The following is a 6,161-nucleotide window of genomic DNA, read 5'->3' as shown; positions in this document are numbered from 1 at the left end:
CGCCTCGCGCCGCCGCGGCCCCCCCCCGGGGCCCGGGGGCCCTCCTCCCCGCTGCCGCCGGCCGCCGCGTCCGGCGTCGACCCCACCCCCGTGGGGGACTCCGCCGGCACGGTTCTGTGGCGGATGCGGACCACCGTCCGCGACACCCCGGGCAGCCTGGCCGCGCTGTGCACGGTGCTCGCCCGGCACGGGGTGGACATCCTGACCCTGCAGACCCATCCGCTCGCCGAAGGCACGGTCGACGAGTTCCTGCTCCGGGCGCCCGCCGCGCTGCAGACCGGCGAGCTCACCCGCGCCGTCGCCGCGGCCGGCGGCGCCGACACCTGGACCGAGCGCGCCGACGCCCATGACCTCGTCGACACCCCGACCCGGGTGCTCGGCCTCGCCACCCGTACCGCGCTCGACGCGGCCGAACTGCCGCTCGCCCTGCGCCAGCTCCTCGGCCGGTGCACGATCCACTCGGTCCCCGCGGTGTCCCTCAGCGGCCGGCCCACCGGGGAACAGGCCCCCGAGGAGGGCGTCCTGGAGGAGACGGTGATGCGGCTGCGCGACCCCAGCGGCGGCACGCTCGTCATCGAGCGGCCCCATCTGCCGTTCACGCCGACCGAGTTCGCCCGGGCCCGCGCCCTGGTGGAGCTCGACGCCCGGCTCGGCCCGCGCGTCCCGCACGGCAGGGACGTGCTCACCCTGCCCGAGGGCAACGAGATCACCGTCCGCCGCGCCGACCGGCGCGACCTGTCCGCCGCGCGCGCGATGCACGACCGCTGCTCCGCCCGCACCCTGAGCCTCCGCTACCACGGCCCCGTCGCCGACGCCGACCGCTACCTCGACCATCTGCTGAGCCCGCGCTTCGGCCGCACCCTCGCGGCGCAGACGGCCTCCGGCCGGGTCGTCGCCCTCGGCCATCTGCTCTGGGACGGCGACGAGACCGAGGTCGCCCTCATGGTGGAGGACGAGTGGCAGCGGCGCGGCATCGGCGCCGAACTCCTCGGCCGGCTGGTGGCGATGGCGGAGGAGGCCGGCTGCGACAGCGTCTACGCGGTGACCCAGTCCTCCAACACCGGCATGGTGGCCGCCATGCGGGCGCTGAACCTGCCGCTCGACTACCAGGTCGAGGAGGGCACCCTGGTCATCACCGCCCGCCTGGCCGACCGCCCGGCCCAGCCCGAGGCCGCCCCGGCCCGGCCCCAGCCCCAGGCCCGGTCCTAGACGCGGCGCCCGGGCCCGGCCCCAGGCCCGGTCCTGGACATGGACGCGGACCCCGGCCCGGACCCGGGCCGGGCGCCGCTGCCGACGCCGTGGCCACGGCCCCCGGCCGGGCCACGGCCTGTCCGGCGGATCACGGTGGGACAGGCTTCCAGCGGCCGGACTCAGACCCGCGCCGCGGTCTCCGCCAGGACCGGCCGTTCGCCGGCGGTCCCGGGCCCGGTCCCCGTGCCGAGCGCCTGCGTCAGGTCGGCCCACAGGTCCTCGACGTCCTCCAGCCCCACCGACATGCGCAGCAGCCGGTCGCTGATGCCTCCCGAGCGCCGGTCCGAGGCGTCGACGATGCGGTGGCTGATCGAGGCCGGGTGCTGGATCAGGGTGTCGACGCTGCCGAGGCTGACGGCCGGCGTGATGAGCCGGACGCCGGAAATGACCTCGTGCGGGTCCCCGTACACCTCGAACGAGACCATCGCGCCGCCGATCCGCGGGTAGTGCACGCGCGCGACCCGCGGGTCGGCCTCGAGCCGGCGGACCAGTTCGGCCGCGGTCGCCGAGGCGGCCCTGACCCGGACCGGCAGGGTGGAGAGGCCGCGCAGCAGCAGATAGCCGGCGAGCGGGTGGAGCACGCCGCCGGTCGCGAAGCGCACCTGGCGCAGGACGCGGGCGAACTCCTCGTCGCAGGCGACGACCCCGCCCATGACGTCACCGTGACCGCCGAGGTACTTGGTGGCGCTGTGCAGGACGATCCGGGCGCCCAGCTCGGCGGGCCGCTGGAGGACCGGGGTGGCGAAGGTGCTGTCGACGAGCAGCGGCACCGAGCCGCAGCTGTGGGCGACGGCGCGGATGTCGACCTCGGCGAGGGTCGGGTTGGCGGGCGACTCCACCATCACCAGACCGGTGTCGGGCCGCAGCGCCTCCGCGACGCCCGCCGGGTCGGTCCAGGTGACCTCCGTACCGAGCAGGCCGGCGTTCAGCATGTGGTCGCTGCATCCGTACAGCGGACGCACCGCGACGACGTGCCGCAGGCCCATGCTCGCCCGGCTGAGCAGCACCGCGCTGAGCGCGGCCATGCCGCTGGCGAAGGCGACCGCCGACTCGGTGCCCTCCAGGCGGGCGAGGGCGGTCTCGAAGCGTCCGGTGGTGGGGTTGTCGAGCCGGGCGTAGACCGGGGGCCCGTCCGGCCGGGCGCCGGTGGTGGCGAACTCGTCGATCCGGGCGGCCTCGGCCCGGGCGTCGTGCGAGGGGTAGGTGGTGGACAGGTCGAGCGGCGGGGCGTGCAGACCGAGCTCCGCGAGGTCGTCGCGGCCGGCGTGCACGGCTTCGGTGGCCAGGGCCCGGGTGGGGGCGGCGGCCGGGACGGCTGAGGCGAAGCCGCCCAGAGCGGCATCCGTGGAGGTGTCCATGCGCGGCACTGTGAACGGATACCGGCCCGTAGCGGGAAAATCCCGTGCTACGTTCGGCCGATGGCCGATTCTGTCGTACTGGACGCGGTCGATCTGCACATTCTTCGCCTACTGCAGAACGACGCCCGGAGCACCTACCGCGAGCTCGCCGCCGAGGTGGGCGTCGCCCCCTCCACCTGTCTGGACCGGGTGTCCCGGCTGCGCCGCACCGGTGTGATCCTCGGACACCGGCTACAGCTGAATCCGGCCAAACTCGGCCGCGGCCTGGAGGCGCTGCTCCTGGTCCAGGTCCGGCCCCACCGGCGTGAACTGATCGGTCCCTTCGTCGAGCGGATCAGGGCGCTGCCGGAGTCCCGGGCGCTGTTCCATCTCACCGGCCCGGACGACTACCTGGTCCACGTGGCCGTCGCTGACCCCGCCGACCTGCAACGACTCGTCCTGGACGAGTTCACCTCGCGGCGCGAGGTGGCCCGGGTGGAGACCCGGCTGATCTTCCAGCAGTGGGAGTGCGGCCCGCTGCTGCCGCCCGTCCCCGGTGCTCATTTGTCAGCCGACTGAGATCGATTGAGAACTCGGGAGGGTGACGAGGGAACGGCCCACGGGCGAGGATGACCCCCATGCCAGACACCTCCACCCCTGCCCTCCCCCGCCAGGTCGCCGACGACCACGTCGACGCGCTCATCGAACTCGACCCGATCACCGGTACGTTCCTGGGAGTCCAGGAGAGCGCGGGCCGCCTGCCCGACTTCTCGCCCGCCGGACAGGAAGCCGTCGCCGCCCTCGCCCGGCGCACCCTCGCCCGGCTCGACGAGGCGGAGCGGCAGCCGGGAGCGGCGGACGAGGCGGAGCGGCGCTGCGCCCGGCTGCTGCGGGAGCGGCTGACCGCCCAACTCCTCGTGCACGAGGCGGACGAGGGCCTGTGCTGCGTGAGCAATCTCCGCTCACCCGCGCACAGCGTGCGCCTCTCCTTCACCATGCTGCCCACCGCGACCGTCGAGGACTGGACGGCCGTCGCCGCCCGGCTGCGGGCGGTCCCGGCGGCCCTGGAGGGCTACCGGGCGTCACTCACCCTCGGTCTGGAGCGGGGCATGCGCGGCGGGCCGCGCGCCACCGCCACCTTCGTCACCCAGCTCACCGAGTGGGCGAGCGCCGGGCCGGACGGGGCCGGTCAGGGCTGGTTCGCGGGCTTCGCGGCAGGCGCCGGCGACTCCGTACCGGAGGAGCTGCGCGCCGAGCTCGCGGCGGCCGGCGCGGGGGCGGACCTGGCGTGTACGGAGCTGCGGGACTGGATGCGCGACGTGTACGCCCCGGCGGTCGCCGACGCGCCCGACACGGTGGGCCGGGAGCGCTACCGGCGCTGGTCGCGCTTCTTCAACGGCACCGACCTGGACCTCGACCAGGCGTACGCGTACGGCTGGTCCGAGTACCACCGGCTGCTCGGCGAGATGCGCCAGGAGGCCGAGCGGATCCTGCCCGGCGCCGACCCGTGGGAGGCGCTGGCCCACCTGGACGAGCACGGCGCCCACATCGAGGGCGTCGACGAGGTCCGGTCCTGGCTGCAGCGGCTGATGGACGAGGCGATCGAGGCGCTCGACGGCACCCACTTCGAACTCGCCGAGAAGGTGCGGCAGGTGGAGTCCCGGATCGCCCCGGCGGGCAGCGCGGCCGCCCCGTACTACACCGGTCCCTCGGAGGACTTCTCCCGCCCCGGCCGCACCTGGCTGCCGGTCGACGGGCAGTCCCGCTTCCCGGTGTACGACCTGGTGTCGACCTGGTACCACGAGGGCGTGCCCGGCCACCACCTCCAGCTCGCGCAGTGGGTGCACGTGGCCGACCGGCTCTCCCGCTACCAGGCGACGGTCGGCAAGGTCAGCGCGAACACCGAGGGCTGGGCGCTGTACGCGGAGCGGCTGATGGACGAGCTGGGCTTCCTCAAGGACCCGGAGCGCCGCCTCGGCTACCTCGACGCGCAGATGATGCGGGCCTGCCGGGTGATCGTGGACATCGGCATGCACCTGGAACTGGAGATCCCGGCGGACTCGCCGTTCCACCCGGGCGAGCGGTGGACGCCGGAGCTCGCGCAGGAGTTCTTCCAGCGGCACAGCAGCCGGCCGCCGGCCTTCGTGGAGAGCGAGATGACCCGCTATCTGTCGGTTCCCGCGCAGGCGATCGGCTACAAGCTGGGCGAGCGGGCCTGGCTGCTGGGCCGGGCCAACGCACGGGCGGCGCACGGCGACGCGTTCGACGCGAAGGCGTGGCACATGGCGGCGCTCTCGCAGGGGCCGCTGGGTCTGGACGACCTGGTGGAGGAGATCTCCAAGCTCTGACGGCGTGACCTGTGCGGCCGTATGAAATCCCCGGGAGGACTTGATCTCCCGGGGATTTCCCTGCAGGGTCACGCCCATGACCAGCGGATACACCCCGGACGCCACGGACTGGCGGATCCTCGCGGCCCTCCAGGAGCAGGGCCGGGCCAGCTTCGCCGAGCTCGCCCGGGCCGTGGCCATGTCCCCGTCGGCGGTGACCGAGCGGGTGCGGCGCCTGGAGGAGGCGGGGGTGATCGCCGGGTACACGGCGGTCGTCGACCAGGAGCGGCTCGGCCTGCCGATCCTCGCGTTCGTCCGGCTGCGCTACCCGAACGGCAACTACAAGCCCTTCCACGACCTCATCGCCACCACCCCGGAGGTCCTGGAGGCGCACCATGTGACGGGCGACGACTGCTTCGTCCTGAAGGTCGCCGCCCGGTCGATGCGGCACCTGGAGGAGATCTCCGGGAAGGTGGGCGCGCTGGGCTCGGTGACGACGAGCGTCGTCTACTCCTCGCCGCTGCCCCGGCGCGCGATCAGCCGCTGAGCGCCTCTCCTCCGGTACGGAGCCGCACCGCCGACCCGTGCCGCGCCTTGACGACCTCCAGCTGGGCCGGGATACGGCGGCGCAGGTCGCCGACGTGGCTGACGATGCCGACGCTGCGGTCGCGCTCGCGCAGCGAGTCCAGGACGTCGAGGACCTCGTCGAGGGTCTGCTCGTCGAGGCTGCCGAAGCCCTCGTCGATGAAGAGGGTGTCGAGCCGGACGCCGCCGGCCTCGTCGGTGACGACGTCGGCGAGGCCGAGGGCGAGGGCGAGCGAGGCGAAGAAGGTCTCGCCGCCGGAGAGCGTCGCGGTGTCCCGCTCGTTGCCCGTCCAGGCGTCGACCACGTGCAGCCCGAGGCCGGCGCGCCGGCCGCCGCTGCGGGCGTCGGAGTGAACCAGGGTGTAGCGGCCGGAGGACATCCGCTGGAGCCGGGCGGTGGCGGCGGCCGCGACCTGTTCGAGCCGGGCGGCGAGCACGTACGACTCCAGGCGCATCTTGCGCTCGTTCTCCGCCGAGGTGCCGGCGGTGAGCCCGGCGAGCCGGGCGACCCGCTCGTACTCCTCGCGCAGCGGCCCGAGCCGGCGCACCTCGGCGTCCGCCTCCCGGGTGTCGCCTCGGGCGACCCGCTGCCCGACGGCATCCTGCTCTGGACGCGCGTCACGCCCACGCCCGACGCCGTGCCCGGTTCGGGCCAGGGCCC

At 74.6% G+C, this 6,161-nt stretch carries 6 protein-coding genes; 4 read left to right on the top strand and 2 right to left on the bottom strand.

Annotated elements, in window-relative coordinates; all coding sequences use genetic code 11:
* Nucleotides 1–1,209 (top strand): GNAT family N-acetyltransferase (locus ACWEV0_RS35390; RefSeq protein WP_453153920.1); only part of this gene is annotated, 1,209 nt, incomplete at its 5' end.
* A 161-nt stretch (nucleotides 1,210–1,370) separates the two neighbouring features.
* Here ACWEV0_RS35390 and ACWEV0_RS35385 read toward each other — a convergent pair.
* Entirely contained in the window at nucleotides 1,371–2,609 is a 1,239-nt protein-coding gene (locus ACWEV0_RS35385) for a trans-sulfuration enzyme family protein (protein WP_453153919.1), read from the bottom strand.
* Between the two features lie 60 nt (nucleotides 2,610–2,669).
* Here ACWEV0_RS35385 and ACWEV0_RS35380 point away from each other — a divergent pair, with 60 nt between their 5' ends.
* From ACWEV0_RS35380 to ACWEV0_RS35370, 3 genes are all read left to right on the top strand, one after another.
* Nucleotides 2,670–3,167 (top strand): Lrp/AsnC family transcriptional regulator, encoded by a 498-nt coding sequence (locus tag ACWEV0_RS35380; protein WP_453153918.1) that lies wholly within the window; start codon nucleotides 2,670–2,672, stop codon nucleotides 3,165–3,167.
* A gap of 59 nt (nucleotides 3,168–3,226) precedes the next feature.
* Nucleotides 3,227–4,936: a DUF885 domain-containing protein gene (locus ACWEV0_RS35375; protein ID WP_453153917.1), complete on the top strand. Its 1,710-nt coding sequence runs from the start codon at nucleotides 3,227–3,229 to the stop codon at nucleotides 4,934–4,936.
* A 76-nt stretch (nucleotides 4,937–5,012) separates the two neighbouring features.
* Entirely contained in the window at nucleotides 5,013–5,462 is a 450-nt protein-coding gene (locus tag ACWEV0_RS35370; protein WP_453153916.1) for an Lrp/AsnC family transcriptional regulator, read from the top strand.
* On the opposite strand, the gene ACWEV0_RS35365 is transcribed toward ACWEV0_RS35370, so the two are convergent.
* Nucleotides 5,452–6,161, bottom strand: a 710-nt coding sequence (locus ACWEV0_RS35365; RefSeq protein WP_453153915.1) for an SbcC/MukB-like Walker B domain-containing protein, incomplete at its 5' end; no start/stop codon positions are given. The genes ACWEV0_RS35370 and ACWEV0_RS35365 overlap by 11 nt on opposite strands.

The sequence above is a fragment of the Streptomyces sp. NPDC003943 genome, assembly GCF_053605265.1.
The sequence above is the reverse complement of the archived record's forward strand: the minus strand, read 5'-3'. Positions and strand labels throughout refer to the sequence as shown.

What these genes read in the sequence shown, in the direction of transcription:
- ACWEV0_RS35385 (WP_453153919.1), bottom strand. Translation starts at nt 2,609, where the DNA reads ATGGACACCTCCACGGATGCCGCTCTGGGCGGCTTCGCCTCAGCCGTC.
- ACWEV0_RS35380 (WP_453153918.1), top strand. Translation starts at nt 2,670, where the DNA reads ATGGCCGATTCTGTCGTACTGGACGCGGTCGATCTGCACATTCTTCGC.
- ACWEV0_RS35375 (WP_453153917.1), top strand. Translation starts at nt 3,227, where the DNA reads ATGCCAGACACCTCCACCCCTGCCCTCCCCCGCCAGGTCGCCGACGAC.
- ACWEV0_RS35370 (WP_453153916.1), top strand. Translation starts at nt 5,013, where the DNA reads ATGACCAGCGGATACACCCCGGACGCCACGGACTGGCGGATCCTCGCG.